This is a genomic window from Facklamia sp. P12937 (assembly GCF_050409505.1).
Lineage (GTDB): Bacteria > Bacillota > Bacilli > Lactobacillales > Aerococcaceae > Facklamia.
The window spans coordinates 46,141-64,473 of sequence record NZ_JBNUPI010000008.1 but is presented as its reverse complement, the minus strand read 5'-3'; the positions used below and the strand labels follow the sequence as shown (position 1 = coordinate 64,473).

General features: G+C 35.9%; 18 protein-coding genes. 5 read left to right on the top strand and 13 right to left on the bottom strand.

Features of this window, described 5'->3' with window-relative positions:
• The 3 genes from ACQV2R_RS04320 (at position 1) to trmB (ending at position 1,975) form a co-directional block, all read left to right on the top strand.
• The gene (locus ACQV2R_RS04320; protein ID WP_428873609.1) at positions 1–327 is read left to right on the top strand and encodes a hypothetical protein; all 327 of its coding nucleotides are present in this window, start codon (positions 1–3) and stop codon (positions 325–327) included.
• Positions 328–505: 178 nt separating this feature from the next.
• Positions 506–1,285: a phosphotransferase family protein gene (locus tag ACQV2R_RS04315; RefSeq protein WP_428873608.1), complete on the top strand. Its 780-nt coding sequence runs from the start codon at positions 506–508 to the stop codon at positions 1,283–1,285.
• A 12-nt stretch (positions 1,286–1,297) separates the two neighbouring features.
• Positions 1,298–1,975: a tRNA (guanosine(46)-N7)-methyltransferase TrmB gene (trmB, locus tag ACQV2R_RS04310; protein ID WP_428874857.1), complete on the top strand. Its 678-nt coding sequence runs from the start codon at positions 1,298–1,300 to the stop codon at positions 1,973–1,975.
• A 43-nt stretch (positions 1,976–2,018) separates the two neighbouring features.
• Here the strand turns inward: trmB and pepF are convergent, their stop codons facing one another.
• The 4 genes from pepF to spxA all read right to left on the bottom strand — a co-directional run bounded on the left by pepF (position 2,019) and on the right by spxA (position 6,446).
• Complete coding sequence (gene pepF, locus ACQV2R_RS04305) at positions 2,019–3,833, bottom strand: oligoendopeptidase F (protein ID WP_428874859.1); 1,815 nt, start codon at positions 3,831–3,833, stop codon at positions 2,019–2,021.
• Between the two features lie 122 nt (positions 3,834–3,955).
• Positions 3,956–5,071: a competence protein CoiA gene (locus ACQV2R_RS04300; RefSeq protein WP_428873605.1), complete on the bottom strand. Its 1,116-nt coding sequence runs from the start codon at positions 5,069–5,071 to the stop codon at positions 3,956–3,958.
• A 58-nt stretch (positions 5,072–5,129) separates the two neighbouring features.
• Positions 5,130–5,885 (bottom strand): adaptor protein MecA, encoded by a 756-nt coding sequence (locus ACQV2R_RS04295; RefSeq protein WP_428873604.1) that lies wholly within the window; start codon positions 5,883–5,885, stop codon positions 5,130–5,132.
• A 162-nt stretch (positions 5,886–6,047) separates the two neighbouring features.
• A complete protein-coding gene (spxA, locus tag ACQV2R_RS04290; RefSeq protein WP_428873603.1) occupies positions 6,048–6,446 on the bottom strand; it encodes a transcriptional regulator SpxA in 399 nt (132 codons plus the stop codon).
• A 333-nt stretch (positions 6,447–6,779) separates the two neighbouring features.
• Between spxA and trpS the strand changes: the two genes are divergently transcribed.
• Positions 6,780–7,769, top strand: coding sequence for a tryptophan--tRNA ligase (gene trpS, locus ACQV2R_RS04285; protein WP_428876291.1), 990 nt, complete (start codon positions 6,780–6,782; stop codon positions 7,767–7,769).
• Between the two features lie 48 nt (positions 7,770–7,817).
• Here the strand turns inward: trpS and ACQV2R_RS04280 are convergent, their stop codons facing one another.
• The 9 genes from ACQV2R_RS04280 to ACQV2R_RS04240 all read right to left on the bottom strand — a co-directional run bounded on the left by ACQV2R_RS04280 (position 7,818) and on the right by ACQV2R_RS04240 (position 17,635).
• Positions 7,818–8,276 carry a Fur family transcriptional regulator gene (locus ACQV2R_RS04280; RefSeq protein WP_428873601.1) on the bottom strand — a complete coding sequence of 153 codons (459 nt, stop codon included), beginning with the start codon at positions 8,274–8,276 and terminating at the stop codon, positions 7,818–7,820.
• Positions 8,277–8,403: 127 nt separating this feature from the next.
• Positions 8,404–9,897, bottom strand: coding sequence for an aminomethyl-transferring glycine dehydrogenase subunit GcvPB (gene gcvPB / locus ACQV2R_RS04275; RefSeq protein WP_428873600.1), 1,494 nt, complete (start codon positions 9,895–9,897; stop codon positions 8,404–8,406).
• Positions 9,897–11,246, bottom strand: a complete 1,350-nt coding sequence (gene gcvPA, locus ACQV2R_RS04270) for an aminomethyl-transferring glycine dehydrogenase subunit GcvPA (protein ID WP_428873599.1) — start codon at positions 11,244–11,246, stop codon at positions 9,897–9,899. Before gcvPA ends, gcvPB begins: the two co-directional genes overlap by 1 nt.
• A 119-nt stretch (positions 11,247–11,365) precedes the next feature.
• The gene (gene gcvH / locus ACQV2R_RS04265; protein WP_428873598.1) at positions 11,366–11,725 is read right to left on the bottom strand and encodes a glycine cleavage system protein GcvH; all 360 of its coding nucleotides are present in this window, start codon (positions 11,723–11,725) and stop codon (positions 11,366–11,368) included.
• An 83-nt stretch (positions 11,726–11,808) separates the two neighbouring features.
• Positions 11,809–12,945 carry a glycine cleavage system aminomethyltransferase GcvT gene (gene gcvT, locus ACQV2R_RS04260; protein WP_428873597.1) on the bottom strand — a complete coding sequence of 379 codons (1,137 nt, stop codon included), beginning with the start codon at positions 12,943–12,945 and terminating at the stop codon, positions 11,809–11,811.
• An 18-nt stretch (positions 12,946–12,963) separates the two neighbouring features.
• Positions 12,964–13,590 carry a cyclodeaminase/cyclohydrolase family protein gene (locus ACQV2R_RS04255; RefSeq protein ID WP_428873596.1) on the bottom strand — a complete coding sequence of 209 codons (627 nt, stop codon included), beginning with the start codon at positions 13,588–13,590 and terminating at the stop codon, positions 12,964–12,966.
• 9 nt (positions 13,591–13,599) lie between these two features.
• The gene (locus tag ACQV2R_RS04250) at positions 13,600–14,454 is read right to left on the bottom strand and encodes a bifunctional 5,10-methylenetetrahydrofolate dehydrogenase/5,10-methenyltetrahydrofolate cyclohydrolase (RefSeq protein WP_428873595.1); all 855 of its coding nucleotides are present in this window, start codon (positions 14,452–14,454) and stop codon (positions 13,600–13,602) included.
• Positions 14,455–14,548: 94 nt separating this feature from the next.
• Positions 14,549–16,219, bottom strand: a complete 1,671-nt coding sequence (locus tag ACQV2R_RS04245; protein ID WP_428873594.1) for a formate--tetrahydrofolate ligase — start codon at positions 16,217–16,219, stop codon at positions 14,549–14,551.
• 300 nt (positions 16,220–16,519) lie between these two features.
• Positions 16,520–17,635: an ATP-NAD kinase family protein gene (locus ACQV2R_RS04240; RefSeq protein ID WP_428873593.1), complete on the bottom strand. Its 1,116-nt coding sequence runs from the start codon at positions 17,633–17,635 to the stop codon at positions 16,520–16,522.
• 144 nt (positions 17,636–17,779) lie between these two features.
• Between ACQV2R_RS04240 and ACQV2R_RS04235 the strand changes: the two genes are divergently transcribed.
• On the top strand, positions 17,780–18,331 hold the full coding sequence (locus tag ACQV2R_RS04235) for a chromate transporter (protein WP_428873592.1): 552 nt from the start codon (positions 17,780–17,782) through the stop codon (positions 18,329–18,331).
• Positions 18,332–18,333: the final 2 nt, after the last annotated feature.

Genomic DNA, 18,333 nt, shown 5'->3' with positions numbered 1-18,333 from the left:
ATGTCTCAAAACAAAAATTACAGCTTACTAGGAACAATTGTGTTGATATCTGGAATTGTTATTGGTGCTGCAGGTACGCTATTATATAAGGAAAATCGCCCCTTAAACGCTGGTAAGGTATTAGAAAGTATTCGTGAAGCCTTCGCGCTTGAAGGAGAAATCACAGGTTCTTGGATCGATTATGACCCTATTGAATATACTACCTACAATTCCCGTCCATTGGTATACACAGGAGGCATCTCACGTAAGGAAAATGACCAGATCGTTCACTACCACTTTGTTGCAGATATCTATACTGGAGAAATTTTAAATACCTTCGAAGCTTAACTTACATACATTTTCTAAGCACTTTAAGGTGCTTTTTCTTATGTTCAAATTTTACTAATCCATTTATACTTTTAAAATAATCTATATATTATTATTTATAATCAAAAATAAAAGCTGTTGACCTAAAAGATTAGCATGTTAGAATAAAGAGTATCACTTTAATGAAAGGAGCGAGGTTATGTACCATGATAGTGAAGAATGGCAAATAACCCCATTGAGCGGAAACACTGGTCAAGCTTATATGGGCGTCAGTAAAGACGAAAAAGTCTTTTTTAAACGTAACACCTCGCCCTTTATCGCTGCTTTAGCTGCTGAAGGTATTACCCCTAAACTAAAATGGACTCAAAGAACTTATACGGGAGACATATTAACTGCTCAAGAATGGGAGGAGGGTCAATTATTAAATAAACAGGATATGGCTAACCAAGAAGTCATTGATTTGATCCGCTCTATCCACCAAAACGATTCTCTTTTGAATCTACTCAAACGCGCAAAAGCTCAGGAGTCGTCTCCTCTAGATTTAATAAAGGATTATTATCAAGGTCTACCCCATTCATTAAAGTTTCACAGCTATTTTAATCATATTATCCAGCAGATGGAGCACATGATTGATCGAGATTTTTTAGAGATAGACTACTGCATCTGTCACGGAGATCTTAATCATAATAACTTTTTGTTAACAAATGACCAACATTTATACTTAGTCGATTGGGATAATGTTAAAATTGCTGATCCACTATTTGATATCTGCTATCTACTTTGTCATTATTTTTCACCTACAGAATGGATGCAATGGTTTAATCTCTATGAATTTCCTATTACTGACTCCTTTCAAAAACGGGTAAAATGGTACAGTCTCCTAGCTTGCCTTAATCTGATTAAAGAATATTATGCAGAAGATCGTCATTATCAAGTCAATGAAACTGTTGTTTTGCTAAAAAACATCTATGAAAATTAAAAAGGAGAGACTATGAGATTACGTCATAAACCATGGGCCGCTGATAAATTAAAGGCCTATCCAAAATATGTTACTCAAAATCCCCAAGACTTTAAGGGGGAATGGCAAAAGCGTTTTGCTAAAAATCAACCCATTCATATTGAAGTTGGATCAGGTAAAGGACAATTTATAGTTGAAATGGCTAAAGCCCATCCTAACATCAACTATATTGCCATCGAATTACAAACTTCAGTAGCTGTTTCTATTCTGGATTTACAACTAAATACCCAACTAGAAAATTTACAAATTATTAATGCCCACGGTGGCGATTTGAACCATTTCTTTAGTGATGGAGAAGTCAACCGTGTATATCTTAACTTTTCTGATCCTTGGCCCAAGGCTCGTCATACTAAACGACGTTTAACTTCCCCTAAATTTTTAAGCCAATACCAAACAATTTTAAAACTTGATGGGGATATTCATTTCAAGACAGATAATATGAGTCTCTTTCAGTATTCTTTAGCTTCTATGAGTCAATATGGTTTCGTTTTTCGTCAAGTATGGTTAGATCTTCATCATAGCGATTTTCAAGGAAACATACAAACTGAATACGAGGAAAAATTCTCAGCCAAAGGTCACCCAATCTATCGCTTAGAGGCCTATTTCCCACAAAAAAATAATAGCTTGCTAAACACACAACCCCCTCAATAGGTATTCGTCTATTGAGGGGGGTATTTATTTAAAACTTTTCTGATTATGAACGGTGTTCTTTCAAGATTGACTCAAACTCATCGAGCCTTTCTTCAAAAACATCAAGCGTCGCTAAAATATAATTTGCTTGAGTCATATCTAAGCCAGCGTCTTTCATAGTATCTACAGCATATTTAGAAGACCCTGACTTTAAGAAACCTTTGTAATTCTCTAAAGCTTCTTTATCTCCTTGATAGATTTTAGCTGCAAAGTAAGTTGCTGCCGAGAATCCTGTGGCATATTGAAAAACATAATAATTATAGTAGAAGTGAGGAATACGTGACCACTCTAGCACAATCTCAGAATCTGAATTAACTGCCTCCCCGTAGTATTTAGCATTTAACTCACGATAATTTTCTGAAAGAAACTCCTGTGTTAAAGGTGTGCCTTCAGCATCTGCAGTATGCATAAAGTGTTCAAATTCAGCAAACTGTGTTTGTCGGAAGACGGTACCTTTAGCTCCGTCTAAGAAATGATTTAAGATGAATAGACGAATTTCGGGATCTTTATATTTGTCTAATAAGTAATAAGTTAATAAGTTTTCATTAGTAGTCGACGCAATTTCTGCTAAGAAAATAGAATAACCAGAATAGATATGCTCTTGGTTATTGCGACTTAAGTATGAGTGTGCAGAATGCCCTAGCTCATGAATTAAGGTATAAAGGTGATTAATTGAGTCTTGCCAGTTCATTAAAATATATGGCTTAGAATCATAGGTTCCTGAAGAATAAGCTCCTGATCGTTTACCGATATTTTCATAAAGGTCAATCCAACGGTCAGCAAAAGCTTCCTTCATTATTGCCACATAGTCTTCACCCATTGGTTTTACAGCTTCCAAAATAATCGACTGCGCCTCTTCATAAGTCACTTTAATTGGAGCTTCACCTAATAAAGGTGTATACATATCGTACATTTCTAAATCTTCAACACCTAGTAAGTCTTTACGAAGTGCTACATAACGATGTAAAAGATTTAAACGTGAATGAACAGCCTCTAACAATGTATCATACACTGACTCTGGCACATTGTTTTGGAAAAGAGCAGCTTGTCGAGCAGAGTCAAAGTGACGTACTTTTGCTTGATAATTATGAGCTTTCATTTGACTAGAAATTAAGCTAGCATATGTATTTTTAAATTGGTCGAAAATACTATAATATTTTTGGAAAGTTTCTTTTCTAACGCGACGGTCAGAAGATTCAAGCATCTTTCCATAAACCGAGTGCGTTAACTCTACTTCATGGCCTTCTTCATCCTTGATAGTAGGAAACCTCAAATCGGCATCAGTCAATAAGCCAAATGTTTTGCTTGGTGTGGCAAAAATTTCACCCGCTTTAGCCAACAAAAGCTCTTCTGCATGGCTTAAAGTGTGTGGGCGAAAACGTACTGCATTATCTAGAAACTGACGGTATTTTTTTAATGACTCATTGGTCTTAATAAATTCCTGTAGTTTCTCCTCATCAATCGCTAAAAGCTCAGGATCAAAGAAAGCTGTAGCTCCATCAAATTCAGTAATTAATTGCAATGTACGCGCTTGTAAGCTTTGTGAAGCAGAAACGGTTTGATCTTGATCACTGATTAAGTGACTATAAACATATAAGTTTTCAACGATTCTCTCAGTTTCTTTCATCGTTTCAATCGCTTTAACAAGCTGATCTGCACTTCGACCTAGCGTGCCCTCTAAGTCCTTCAAATCACCAATCATTTGTTGAGCCTTTGTAAAATCCGATTCAAAAGCTTCTTGGTCTTTATACATGGATGACAAATCCCAGGTATATTTTTCTTCTATCTCAGAACGCTTACGTGCTTTATGTGTAGACATAACATTACTCCCTTTTCTTATGATAATCTTAGTTTATCATAATTAGATCCTAAATGGGAACGGTATCATTAATTAATTAGATGATTTAAAAAAATTTTTTCTGACTCTCTAACAAATCGTTTTTACTCCATTAATCTTTTTAGAACATAATAAAGAATATATAAAGTTTCTTCTAATATAGTTTTAGATTGGCCCATTAAAGGAAAGTGAAACATACTAAAGTGGTTGTTATCTAAATGTTCATTCATCCTCGAGGAAAAGGAAGAAAAGTTTAACCCCTCTCCTTCAGGGTTGATTTTCAAATTTCTATTCAGCCATAACATTGATTCAAAGGCCCAAATCCAAATCAGCCAGCCAGGCTCTTTCATCGCTTGCACCTGCCAATTATTAAAAACCCATCTGGGTATTTCTTCCAAGTTAATTTGATAGTTGTAGAGCTGGTTTAAGAAAACACGATAAGAAAGATTGGATTTTATTGATTGAATAATAAAAGAATAGTCAATTAGAGAAATACTCCTAGACTCGCTTCTTTTCAAATAAATATTTTTCACATCGCTCTTTGCTTTTAAGCTTCCATTAAGTGCCAATAGCCAATTTTCTTTATAAGAATAGCTTGTAAGCTTAATATCTAAATTATTTAAACTATAAACTAAAGGTATATGGTGATAACATTTTAATTCGTACTGATTTAAATCTAAAGTCCAAACGTGATAACCAAGTTTCTTTGAATATGCGATACAACGTCGAACCCATGTACTTAAGCCCCGTTGTTTAAAATAATAATCATCAATTAACCATTGAACTTGAAAACCGAGTGCTTGATAATTTTTTTGTCTTTTATCCATATCAATTGATGAAATGACTGATTTTTGATACTCAACTATCCAAGCGCAGGAGCTATCTTCGACCATAAGATCAGCAATCTGATTTATTTTTTCAAAAATAACCTCTTGCGCACATTCATAGCCAAAGTTTCGAAAATTATCTCGTAATAAATTTTTGGCCTGCTTATGTTCTTTACTTTCTCCTCTGTGAGTCTCTTTTAAACCAAATTTTAAATAAGTACCCTCATTTTTACTATCTAATGAACAAGCTTTTAAATGTCGGAAGTAAGAACGCCCTTTTTCTTTATTAATTAAAACTACTTTAGTTAAGCAGTACGGACAAACATAAATCTGATCCTTTTTTGCTTCTTTTGCATAGATTAACTCACCAAATTGATTTATTGCCGCGTACATTAATAACCCCCCTTTAATCTGAAATACAGATCTAAAGGGGGTTAGGTGTTTAATTGATTTAAAATTGGTTTCCAAAGAAGAAGAGTGCATCTTCTTTTCTTAATAACTCACCATGTTCTGCTAAAACAGATGCAGTGACCATTGATATTTCTCCAAACTCGAAGAGAGTCAATAACTTAGTTGCAAGTTTATCTTTACTTACTGTTCGTTCTAAATCATAGAGAATCAAGAAATAATGCGAATTCATATAATATAGATCTGAAACTAGCAATTCGCTTGGTATTTCACGAGCTAGTCTTAAAAAATTATCCAATGAACTAAAACGAATGACTCCTTCAATAGGTTGCTCTTGTGATAAGTCTTCATCTTTTGACTCAGACTTAGGATTAAATAAATTCATCATCGACTCAATCGCCGTCTTCTTAGTTTTCTTATTAGTAGAGGAGCTTACTTGTTGATTCGATTCAGCAGTTGAATCGGTCATATTTTCACTAGAGGATTCCTTCAGGGACATTTCTTTGCGTTCTTTAAGACGCTTCGTTAGTTCATCTTCCCAAACCTCATCAAGTTCCTCAACATTGGCACGGCTAATATACAATTCTAAGCCTTCGCTGTTAGGAATCACTTGGAATGTCACAGCTTCTGAATCGTGAAAATGATGGTCAATATCCACTTCTTCTAAAATTGAGTAAAAGAATTTTTCAATCCGTGATTGGTCCCCTATTAGGTCTAAAAAGTCGATACCCCGTTCTTCTAGATCCTCAGATCCAATTAGAACTTTAATTAGGTTATCATTTATATGCTCCATTTCCATAGCAATTCACCTCCACCTTCTTATCCATTATACTACTTACAAACAGACATACCAAGCATTATGTCATGTTCCGTAATTTTAGCAAAAATACATTGTCTATGCAAGCTTATCCAATGCAATTCTATTTATTCAAAAAAAGAGCCCGAAGGCTCAAATTTTTGTTTATTCATTTACCAAAGCACGAGCGTGACGCAATGCGCGAGCTCTTACTTCTCGAGGCAAGAAACGTCTGATTTCATCCTCGTTGTAACCAATCTGAATGCGTTTATCATCTAAAATAATTGGTCGACGCAACAAACCTGGTTGATTTTGAACTAACTCAAAAAAATCATTTAAAGGTAATTCGCTGATTTCTACATCTAATTCTGAATAGGCTTTTGACCGAGTTGAAACGATATCCTCTGTCCCTTCCTCTGTCATACGCAAAATACCTTTTATTTCGTTTATCGTTAAAGGTTCAGTGAAAATATTGCGCTCTTCGAATGCAATATTATTTTCTTCTAGCCATGAACGGGCTTTTCTACATGACGTGCAACTTGGAGTTACATATAATGTTACCATTAAAAGATCATCCTCTCTTGTGAACATTCTTCTCTCTTAAAGACACGTACATATTCAATTATTGAACTTAAGATTTTATCATTTAACAATCAAATCTATTCGATACAATAAGTGAGTTTCACAAAGTATTTAGTACTACATATAGAATTATAGCAACAAAAATGCTTTAAAGCAAACTATAATCAATGATTAGTGTGTGACATTTATTAGAATTACTGATGAAAAACTGCCAGTTTGTGAAAACACTCAATCTTTTTTCATAAAAGCTAGCATTTAATTTTAGATAGGTTATAATTATTAATGTAAATATAAGCCATTAGAAAGAGGAAGATCATGAAAGAGACCATTTTTTCCGGTGTACAACCATCCTCCATACCTACTCTTGGAAACTATATTGGAGCCATGAAATCATTTGTTGATTTACAAGATAAATATCAAGCAACCTATTGTATTGTGAATCAACATGCCATCACAGTCCCACAGGACCCTGAAATATTGGTAAGACAAACTAAGCAACTAGCTGCCCTTTATTTAGCGATTGGTATCGATCCGAACAAATCCACAGTATTCGTACAATCAGAAGTACCTGCTCACTCTCAAATTGCTTGGCTCATTACCTGTCAGATTGGCGTAGGTGAGCTAGAACGAATGACACAATATAAAGACAAGTCTGCTAAACAAGAATCAGTTGGTGCTGGCTTACTTTGTTACCCGGCATTAATGGTTGGTGATATAGTTCTTTATGATGCTAAATATGTTCCAGTAGGTGATGACCAGCGTCAGCATATTGAATTAACAAGAAATTTTGTAGACCGTTTTAACAACCGCTACGGAGAAGACATATTAGTTAAACCAGAACCTATTTATCCAAATGCTGGTAAGCGAGTTATGAGTCTGCAAGACCCAAGTCGAAAAATGTCCAAATCAGATGAAAATGAAAAAAGTAAAATCTCAATGTTGGATGAACCGCGTCAAATCATTAAGAAAATTAAATCAGCTGTTACTGATTCAATTGGAGTCGTTAATTATGACACGGCTAACCAAGCTGGTTTATCCAACTTAATTGAAATTTACGCAAGCTTAAGTGAACAGCCAATTAAAAAGATCGTTAATCAATATCATGACTTAGGTTATGGTCGCTTTAAATCAGACTTAGCTGATTTAGTCGTATCTGTCTTAGAGCCTATTCAAAAGCGTTATAATCAGCTAATCGCAGGCGATGAACTTTATGATATTCTTTCTATAGGTGCAACTAAAGCTAATGAAACAGCTTCTCAGACATTGGCTCGTATGGAGAAAGTAATGGGTATACGATATAGATAGTACATAGCAAAAAAACTGCCAACTTATTCAACAAGTTGGCAGTTTTCTTTAATTGTTTTGTGCTTCTTTCTCATAACACTCTTGACAAAACCCATAAAAGGATACTTCCATCGCTCTTACCTTAAATTTATCTAACTCTTTTATTTCGGTGTATATATCATTAAATTGATTTAAAAAAACATCTTCAATTTTTCCACAAGCTTCGCAAATTGTATGTCCGTGGGGGTGCACATTAATGTCATAGTGTTTTGTTTTTTCATCAATGTTCAACTCTTGTAAAATGCCTGCATTCACAAAAGCACGAACATTATTATAAACTGTTGCTAAACTCATTTGTGGATAGTCTTGTTGAACTTGCTGGTAAATCTCTTCAACACTTGGATGCTTGACTTTTGTCAAGATTGTTTTTAAGATGGCTCGTCTTTGAGGAGTTATACGAACTTTACCCTTCTTCATTTTTTCTAAAAGTTGATTAATATCGGATTCAATAGCCTTTTCTGTTTGCATGGACAAACCACCTTCTAATATGTTTATATAGAAATGAATGATAATAAATTGAAGCTGTTACAATTTAACATTTTAAATTATATCCATCAAAAAATCAACTGACCGAGATCAGTTGATTTTGATTTTTTTATTCTACTTCAGCAGATTCTGATTCATGTTTCTCAAAAGTATATTTTAGAACTGGCTTACGAGAAGCTCCTGCTTCATCCAAACGTCTTACAGGTGTATTATGTGGAGCTGTTTGAACAATTTCAGGATTATTAATAGCCTCTTGATTAATCTTAATTAAGATATCTGCTACATAATCTAAGTCTTGCTTAGATTCTGTTTCAGTCGGCTCAACCATTAAACATTCATTAACATGCAATGGGAAGTAAGTTGTTGGAGCATGAATACCAAAGTCTAAAAGTCGCTTACCAACATCTTTAGCTGTTACTCCATAATCTTTCTTGTGACGACTTAAGTCCAATACAAAGTCGTTTTTGTTGAAGTTAGGGAATGGTGCATCAAAGTATTCATTAACACGTACTCGTAAATAGTTAGCATTAAGAACAGCATCTTCAGAAGCACGACGTAATCCTTCAGCTCCCATTGAGCGAATGTATGTATAAGCACGAACGTTTACACCAAAGTTTCCAAAGTTTCCTTTGATACGACCATAAGATTTCTCAGGTGTTTCAAGCTCATATTTGTCGCCATTTTTTACCACATTGGGTCCAGGAATAAATGGTGCTAATTTATCCACAACGCCAATTGGTCCTGATCCTGGTCCTCCACCACCATGAGGTCCAGTAAAGGTCTTATGTAAGTTCAAGTGACAAGCGTCAAAGCCCATTGCACCTGGAGAAGTTAATCCCATAATAGCATTTAAGTTTGCACCATCATAATAAGCAAGTCCACCCGCTTCGTGAACAATATCTACAATTTCCTTAGCATCTTTTTCAAACAAACCAGCTGTTGATGGGTTTGTAATCATAATACCGGCAATATTTGGCCCTACAGCAGCACGCACTGCCTCGACATCAATAATCCCTTCTGGAGTGGAAGGAAGCTCAACCGTTTCGAAACCAGCTACCATAGCTGTGGCTGGATTTGTTCCGTGAGCAGAGTCAGGAATTAGTATTACTCGACGTTGCTCCAATTCTCCAATGGATTCAAAATAAGCTTTAAAAGCTAATATTGCTGCTAACTCACCTTGAGCACCTGCAGCTGGTTGTAAAGTTAATGCTGGAAATTGAGTGATTTCCTTCAAATATTCTTGTAATTCATACATTAATTGTAGTGCACCTTGAATAGTGTCTGGATCTTGTAAAGGATGAATATTCGCAAAGCCATCCATAGCAGCTACATCTTCGTTAATCTTTGGATTATACTTCATTGTACATGATCCTAATGGATAAGGACCTGATTCAACACCAAAGTTACGGTTTGAAAGTGCTGTATAGTGACGTACAATTTGTAGTTCAGAAGCTTCTGGCAAACGCGCAGGTTCTTGACGTGCATATTCTCCTAATTCTGATAATAAGTCATACTCTTCTACTTCAGAAACTGGCAAATCATAAGCTGTGTGCCCTTCTTGCGAAATTTCAAAAATCAATTTATCATAATCTTGTAAGATCATTATTTTGCCACCTCCACTAAAGCAGTTACAAATTTATCCATTTCTTCTTTGGTACGCTTTTCAGTTACACAAAGTAGATAGGCATTATCAACACCAATTGCTTTTGAAGCATCAAAGCCACCAACAAATCCTTTTTCAAATAATTCTTTATTGACTTGACGTACATCTTTATTTAGTTTGATAACAAACTCGTTGAAAAACGGTCTAGTGTTAAGAACTTCAAAACCTGCTGCTTTTAGTTCTTTCGCAAGATAATGTGTATTATTGATATTAGCCTGTGCTAATTCTTGAATACCAACCTTACCGTATGCTGACATAGCAATAGATGATGCTAAAGCGAATAAAGCTTGGTTTGAAGAGTAGTTAGAGGTTGCCTTTTCACGACGGATATGTTGCTCGCGTGTAGAAAGGGTCATAACGAATCCACGTCTACCTTCTTCATCTACTGTTTCCCCGACAATACGCGAAGGAATCTTACGCATTAACTTGTCATTAACGGCAAAGTAACCACAGTGAGGGCCACCTAAAGACATTGGTATACCGAAAGGCTGAACATCTCCAACAGTAATATCTGCTCCAAAAGCACCTGGTTTTTCTAGTTTTCCAAGAGCTAATGGATTAGCAGAAACAATTAACAATGTTTTTGTTCCTTCTAAAGCTGACTTAATTGCTTTTAAATCCTCAACCGATCCAAAGAAGTTTGGATATTGAACAATAACTGCCGCTACTTCAGCATCTAATTTAGCTTTTAAATCTTCAAGACTTGTGACTTCATTTTCAAGTGCTATTTCTTCAACAGCGTAATCTTTACCGAAACCGTAAGTTTTTACAGTTTCAATTGCTTGTGGGTTTAACCCTTTAGAAACTAATACTTTTTTAGACTTCTTAACATGGTTAAACGCAAGGTTTGCTGCTTCGGAAACTGCGTTATATCCATCATACATACCACAGTTTGCCAAATCCATACCTGTCAGTTCAGCAATCATTGTTTGCCATTCAAATAATGCTTGCAATTCTCCTTGAGATACTTCTGGTTGGTAGGGAACATAAGCAGTTAAGAACTCTTGACGCATAATAATATGATTAACAATCGAAGGTACATGGTGGTCATACGTTCCAGCACCTAAGAAAAAAGGCATTTGACTGGACGAAGTGTTTAGAGCCGACATTCTAGTCAGTTCTTTAACAATTTCCAATTCAGAAAGTGGTTCAGGTAAGTTCATTTTGCCTGTACGGCGTACATTTTCTGGCAAGTCAGAGAAGATATCCATAATATCTTTAACGCCAATTGTTTCTAGCATTGCTTGGCGGTCTTGGTCTGTGTTAGGTAAATATCTAAATTTTGCCATGATCTGCTCCTTAGTCTATTTTTTTCTTTAATTCGTACTTTTTAAATTAATAGCAATTTTGACTTAAATATTAGAGTGACATAGAGTCACTCTAATAAACAAACCTTTAAAATTTATGATTATTCAGCTGGCTCTTCAGTTAAGAATTCTGATGTATCGATGTCTTCTTCAGTTTCAATTTCGAAGAACCATCCTTTACCTTGAGCATCTTCGTTAACTGATTCTGGTGCATCTTCTAACTCTTCGTTCACCGCAACTACTTTACCTGCAAAAGGTGCGTATACTTCAGATACAGATTTAACAGATTCTACTGTTGCGATTTCTTCTTCAGCATCAAATTCATCGTCGACTTCTGGTAATTCAACGTGAACGATATCTCCTAATTGCTCTGCAGCAAAAGCAGTGATACCTACACGTGCTTTGTTAGGTGCTAAAATTTCAATAAATTCGTGTTCTTCTGTAAAAAATACTTGTGACATTATAAATGACCCCTTTTCTTAAAATTGTTTATGTGCTCATTTTATCAAACATTTAACAAAAATGAAACCACTTTAGTTTAAATTTACTTACTAGCAGCTAACCAGTCTTTCTTAGTTAATTCTGCTTCAATTTCTTTACCGCGGATATCGATAATTACTTTATCACCAACTTTATAATCAGTGGCAACACGCATGAAACCTAGAGGGTATCCTAATGTAGGTGATTTCGTTCCTGATGTTACTACCCCAATCACTTCACCCTCTTGATTTTTAACTTCCATACCATGACGAGCGATTTGTTTGCCGTCAATCTTAAATCCTCGAGACGCTTCTTTCTTATCGCCGGCGCGATAAGCAGCAATTGCTTCTTTTCCGATGTAATCTGCTTCTTTAGCTTTTGGTGCTGCAAATGCAATACCACCTGCGATTGGGTTGACGCTCTCATCGAAGTCATTGCCATACAGTGGTAAACCAGCTTCAAGGCGTAAAGTATCACGTGCTCCTAGCGCACATTCTTTAACACCTAAATCTTGACCTTCTTCAACTAATTTCTTCCAAATCTCAAGCATATGTTCAGCTGGAATATATAGTTCGAAACCTTCTTCACCGGTATAACCAGTACGTGAGATTTGAACACGATCAAAACCAGCTACTACTTGATCTTGCTTATAAGAATAATATTCAATCTCTTTCAAGTTAGTATCTGTAATGCGAGCCAATAATTCTTCAGCATTTGGTCCTTGAACAGCGATTAATCCCCAGTCATAAGTTTCATCTGTGATCTCAACTTGACCCTCTTGATTATGATCATGCATCCATTGAACAATCTTTTCACGGTTAGAGCCGTTTGGAGTTGCAACAAACTCGTCATCATTGCGGCGGTAATAAATCAAATCATCTAAGATGCCGCCATCTTCTTTACATACAGCGGTATATTGAGCTTTTCCGTTGAAAGTAGCTTTATGCACATCATTAGTGATTAATCCGTTCCACCAGTCATAAGCATTCATCTTAGCCGATTTAACACGAACCTCTCCCATATGTGAAGCGTCAAATAAACCTACTGCATTACGAACTGCCTCGTGCTCCTCAGCAATTTTGGTGATTTGAATTGGTAATCCCCATCCACCAAAATCTGTAATCTTGCATCCTTTTTCGATGTAATAGTCATACATAGGTGTTTTTTTCAATCCATTTTCATCTAATTGAACGTTTGTCATTATACTATCTCCTTCGCCTTACTTGATTAAAATATCTTTGACTTGTGCGTAGTATTCATCTAATTGAGAGGACAATTCAGCGACCTTGTTGTTAGCAAGCTCATAATACTCTTCTTGCTTTTCCTTATCCTTAAGCTGTCCTCCATTAATATATAAGTTTAATGAAGAAGCCTGAACAGCCGAACGTAACATTTGAAGACCTACACCAACATCGGAAACGATGATTTTTTTAATTAAAGGAATAACCTTGTCAAAGCCCTCCACAATTTGGCTGACTTCTGAAATCAAGTCAACTGGAGGTTGAGATGCAATTACTAACCCACTTTGAATTGCTTCATTACGCACTTGTTTTTCTACGTCTGTTGCTCTCGGCATACCATACGCTTTAGAAAGTGGTTCAAACTCAGTTGCATCGCGGTCGATAATGTTCACAAAAATCTCTTTACTTTTTTCAAACTCTTCAATTTTTTTAGCAAGAAAAGTTTGATCCTCTTTAGACAATTTATCACTTTGCGAGAAAATCATAGCCATCAAAATAGCACCAATACCCAATCCAGCTGTAACGCCCGCTGCAGCCCCTCCACCAGGAGTTGGATCATTAGAAGCTAACTTGTCAATAAATTCTGTGACTTTTAATTCTTTCATTACGCGCTCCTATTCTAAGCCATTTAGAAGCTTAGCACCTTTAACAACTTGTGAAGCCAGAACACCTGTTGTTACAGAACCAACACCACCTGGGACAGGAGTGATAGCACTTGCTTTAGGTTCAACTTCATCAAAGCGAACATCTCCAGTTGCCTTACCATCTTTGTAACCAAAGCCAACATCAATTACTGTTGCACCTTCTTTAATGTAGTCAGGGCCAACAAGTCCTAAAGCTCCGGTAGCTGAGACCACAATGTCAGCTAAAGTAGTGTGGATAGTGTTGTCTTTAGTATAGACATGTGTATTTGAAACAGTTGCATTACGGTTTGATAACATAACTGCTAATGGCTTACCAACAACTGGTGATGAACCAATAACACAAACTTCAGCACCCTCTAATTCATAGTCATAGTAATCAAGAATTTCGATACAAGCTTGTGCTGTAGAAGGAGCCATTGCAGTTGGATCATTGTTAATTAGCTTACCTAAGTTAACTGGGTTCAAGGCATCTACGTCTTTATATGGATTTAAGCGCTCAGCAATTTCTGCTCGCTCAATTCCTTCTGGGAATGGTTGCATAATGATAACGCCTGACACAGATTTATCTGCATTTAATTCATCGATAATTTTTAAGACATCTTCGGTGGTCTTAGCATCCAATTCAGTACGAGCTTCTGCTTCGATTCCACATTTTTCCATTACTTTCATAGCATTTTTTTCATAAGCCATGGAAGAAGGGTTTTCATCGACACGTAACACTACTAATTTAGGAACAATCCCTTTTTCTCTTAAAGCTTCTGCTTCTTGACGAGTACGCTCGCGAATTGCTTTCCCAACTTCTTTACCATCTAAAATCTTACCCATAAGATCCTCCCTTTTCTATTCAATACACTGTAAAAGTCGAACGAGCAAAAATTTACTCGCTCGACTATTAATTTTATCTTAGAATCAATTCTTTTTAGAACAATCCTTCAATGTTACCTTTTTCATCAACATCAATACGGTTAGCAGCTGGTTCTTTTGGTAAGCCAGGCATCTTCATAATGTCACCTGTCATAGCAACTAGGAAGCCTGCACCAGCAGAAACGGTTAAGTCACGGATAGTAACAGTAAATCCTTCTGGAGCTCCTAATAATTTAGGATCATCGGAGAATGAATATTGCGTTTTAGCCATACAAATTGGTAATTTACCATGTCCTTGCTCGGTGAATTGCTTAATTTTCTTCTTAGCTACTGAAGTAAACTCAACTTTTGCACCACCGTAGATTCTAGTTACTAATGTTTCAAGTTTTTCTTCGATAGAAGCTTCTACATCATAAGCAAACTTAAAGTTGCTTTCTTTTTCAGATGCTTCAACTACAGCCTTAGCTAGTTCAGTTGCACCTTCACCTCCATCAGAGAAGTGAGTTGAAAGAACAACTTTAACGCCTTCTTTTTCACATTCTTCACGTAATGCTTCAATTTCGGCATCTGTATCAGTTGGGAACGCATTGATAGCTACTACTGGGTTTAATCCGAACACATTCTTAATATTGTTAATGTGACGCATTAAGTTAGGCATACCTTTACGTAAAGCTTCTACATTTTCAGGTCCTAATTCTTTTTTATCAACTCCACCATGCATCTTCAATGCACGGATTGTTGCAACGATTACAACTGCTGAAGGAGCTATCCCTGCTTGACGACATTTGATGTCTAAGAATTTCTCAGCACCTAAGTCTGCACCGAAACCAGCTTCAGTAATTGTGTAATCTGCATAATTCATTGCTAGTTTCGTTGCAATAATTGAGTTGCATCCGTGAGCAATGTTTGCGAATGGTCCACCGTGCACAAAAGCTGGTGTCCCTTCTAAAGTTTGTACAATATTTGGCTTGATTGCATCTTTAAGTAATGCAGTTGCAGCTCCAGCACCATTAATATCTTTAACAGTAACTGGCTTATTATCTTTACGAGTGTAAGCAACGATCATATTACCTAATTTTTCTTTTAATTCTTGTAAATTATTAGATAGACAGAATGCTGCCATTACTTCAGAAGCTACAACGATGTCGTAACCATCTTCACGTGTTACTCCATCAACACGACGGCCTAATCCATTTACAATATTACGTAATTGACGGTCGTTCATATCGACAACACGACGCCATACAATTCGGTTTGTATCAATATCTAATGCGTTACCATGGTGGATGTGGTTATCTAATAAGGCAGCGATTAAGTTAGTTGCTGCTCCAATCGCGTGGAAGTCTCCAGTAAAGTGTAAGTTAATATCTTCCATTGGAACAACTTGTGCGTATCCACCACCAGCTGCTCCACCTTTAATACCAAATACTGGTCCTAATGAAGGCTCACGTAAAGCAACTGCTGTTTTCTTACCAATTTTAGACATTCCGTCTGCCAAGCCGATTGAAGTAGTTGTTTTACCTTCACCAGCAGGAGTTGGAGTAATCGCTGTAACAAGAATTAATTTTCCTAAGTCCTTGTTATCCATATCTAATTTAGTAAAATCGATTTTAGCTTTTGTTTTACCGTAAGGCTCTAATACATCATTAGAAATACCTAACTTTGCAGCCACATCTTCAATTGGTTGCAATTTAGCTTCCTGTGCGATTTGAATATCTGTCTTCATTAAAATCTTTTCCCCCTTTAGATAAATCACATAGTATCTCTATGCATCTTTCATCATACCATAAAACGTTAGGAAACTCTTACATTTTGCAGACAGTTTTTAAAAAATTGCATTTTTAGCTTGCAATTCGGTTTTTTCACAAACATTTTTATGTAAGCAAGTACTAAATTTGTTTATATTATCAATAAAGAAAGTTAGTTGTGCTTTTCACAACCGCTATTTAATAGATGAAAGTTGTTATTAATATAGTGATAACCACTTGGTCAACTTAATCTTTTTTCACAAAATTTTCGTTATTTCTTAAATTGCACTTACCTTATACATTCTGGAGTTATGGTATCCTAGTAAAATTTTATGATAACCAGCTAATTTTTCATCAATTTCACGATTACCTGTATAAACTAAAAGCGGTTGACCTTTTAAGGTGTTTAATTTTCCTGGTGTTGCAACGATTATAATATCCTCTTTATCTAGCTTGGCAAGAACCTTGTCAGATAATTGATGATTGCCTCGGCCAAAGAGATATCCTTGACCACCCATCGGTGTAACAATCAATTTAGCTGGCTTGTCCCCAATGATATCCAAAATCTCTTGTTCATAGACATCTTTTTTTACAACTTTTTTATTTCGAATGATATCAACACCTAATAATGTTGGTTCCAGACCTAACTCTAACATTACCGGAGCAACTGTTGAACCAGAGCCAATAATGTAGAAGACATCTTCTTCCATTCTATCTATAATATCAAGCGCTATAGAAACTCTTGCTGCCTCATCCGATTGAGGAGTAGGTGATTTCAAATTTTGTAAATGACTTTCATCATAAGGAACACTTAGGTATCCATAGACTTTAGTAATTATTTCATCCCTACGGAATGCATCTTCTTCAATATCAATAACTTCCTCATCTTTTAGAGACAATTCCTTGTCTTTCAAATACCTCAAAGCTAACTTACCGGCATGTTCCGGTGTCACTGCATAAACAGGAGAATGAATCTTAACACCCGCTGGTATCCCAATCGTTGGAATAGCAAGTTGAGTAACTGAAGCAATATCACGTGCCGTTCCGTCGCCTCCTGCAAAAAGTATTAAATCCACCTCTCTCTCTTGAAATTTTTCAACTAAATGAATGGTATCCTTCGCCATACTGTCACCATCGATTTGATGAATCACTTCATAATTCAATTCGGTTTCTTTTACTAAATCTTCTCCCATTTTACCAGAAGCAACATATACAATTAATTCTTCTTTAAGAGGAGCTAATTCTTTGAGCGCTTTCAAGGCTTTTAAAGGGGCCTCAGGATTAGCTCCTCTCTTAATCGCCTCAGTTAATACATCTTTACCATCGGTACCTTTTAAACCAACTCGTCCTCCCATACCAGCAATGGGATTTACTACAATTCCTAATTTTTTCATTAATTCTCTCCTCTCAATAATCTTCTATTCTATTATAGGTCTTATAAATGTTCTTGTCATACCTAAGCTCTAGTTTACAATTTTTACTTTTCTTTCTATAATTTAAATTGTCTGATTTTACAAGTTCCTTGTAGGAGTGATTTTTTGCAAAAAAATTTGAAATTTTATATCAAATTGTTTAGAGTGACTTTTCTATTAAGTGCTTTTACCTTTGGTGGAGGTTATGTAATTGTAAGTCTTATGAAAAAGCAATTTGTTGATGACTATCATTGGTTTGAAGAAAATCAAATGCTCGATTTAATCGCAATCGCTCAATCTTCTCCAGGGGCAATCGCTATTAATGCCGCGGTGATTGTAGGTTATCAATTAGCAGGATGGCTCGGTGTTCTCACCACTGTTTTTGCCACTATCCTTCCTCCTTTTGCAATTATCTCTATCATTGCACATTTTTATCAGGTCTTTATTGAAAATCAATGGGTGGCTTGGATGTTAGAAGGAATGCAAGCGGGAGTAGCAGCGGTAATTGTTTCTGTTGTTTATACCATGATCAAAGATCTTGTTAAACAAAAAGAAAAGTATCTAATTCTCATTTTTATAAGCGCACTCATTTTAGTTAGTTATTTTAACTTCCCGATTTCATGGTTAATTCTTATTTCTTTATGTGGTGGCTTTATTTATTCTTATTTGAAGAGGTGATT

What these genes read in the sequence shown, in the direction of transcription:
- ACQV2R_RS04320 (WP_428873609.1), top strand. Translation starts at nt 1, where the DNA reads ATGTCTCAAAACAAAAATTACAGCTTACTAGGAACAATTGTGTTGATA.
- ACQV2R_RS04315 (WP_428873608.1), top strand. Translation starts at nt 506, where the DNA reads ATGTACCATGATAGTGAAGAATGGCAAATAACCCCATTGAGCGGAAAC.
- trmB (WP_428874857.1), top strand. Translation starts at nt 1,298, where the DNA reads ATGAGATTACGTCATAAACCATGGGCCGCTGATAAATTAAAGGCCTAT.
- pepF (WP_428874859.1), bottom strand. Translation starts at nt 3,833, where the DNA reads ATGTCTACACATAAAGCACGTAAGCGTTCTGAGATAGAAGAAAAATAT.
- ACQV2R_RS04300 (WP_428873605.1), bottom strand. Translation starts at nt 5,071, where the DNA reads ATGTACGCGGCAATAAATCAATTTGGTGAGTTAATCTATGCAAAAGAA.
- ACQV2R_RS04295 (WP_428873604.1), bottom strand. Translation starts at nt 5,885, where the DNA reads ATGGAAATGGAGCATATAAATGATAACCTAATTAAAGTTCTAATTGGA.
- spxA (WP_428873603.1), bottom strand. Translation starts at nt 6,446, where the DNA reads ATGGTAACATTATATGTAACTCCAAGTTGCACGTCATGTAGAAAAGCC.
- trpS (WP_428876291.1), top strand. Translation starts at nt 6,780, where the DNA reads ATGAAAGAGACCATTTTTTCCGGTGTACAACCATCCTCCATACCTACT.
- ACQV2R_RS04280 (WP_428873601.1), bottom strand. Translation starts at nt 8,276, where the DNA reads ATGCAAACAGAAAAGGCTATTGAATCCGATATTAATCAACTTTTAGAA.
- gcvPB (WP_428873600.1), bottom strand. Translation starts at nt 9,897, where the DNA reads ATGATCTTACAAGATTATGATAAATTGATTTTTGAAATTTCGCAAGAA.
- gcvPA (WP_428873599.1), bottom strand. Translation starts at nt 11,246, where the DNA reads ATGGCAAAATTTAGATATTTACCTAACACAGACCAAGACCGCCAAGCA.
- gcvH (WP_428873598.1), bottom strand. Translation starts at nt 11,725, where the DNA reads ATGTCACAAGTATTTTTTACAGAAGAACACGAATTTATTGAAATTTTA.
- gcvT (WP_428873597.1), bottom strand. Translation starts at nt 12,945, where the DNA reads ATGACAAACGTTCAATTAGATGAAAATGGATTGAAAAAAACACCTATG.
- ACQV2R_RS04255 (WP_428873596.1), bottom strand. Translation starts at nt 13,590, where the DNA reads ATGAAAGAATTAAAAGTCACAGAATTTATTGACAAGTTAGCTTCTAAT.
- ACQV2R_RS04250 (WP_428873595.1), bottom strand. Translation starts at nt 14,454, where the DNA reads ATGGGTAAGATTTTAGATGGTAAAGAAGTTGGGAAAGCAATTCGCGAG.
- ACQV2R_RS04245 (WP_428873594.1), bottom strand. Translation starts at nt 16,219, where the DNA reads ATGAAGACAGATATTCAAATCGCACAGGAAGCTAAATTGCAACCAATT.
- ACQV2R_RS04240 (WP_428873593.1), bottom strand. Translation starts at nt 17,635, where the DNA reads ATGAAAAAATTAGGAATTGTAGTAAATCCCATTGCTGGTATGGGAGGA.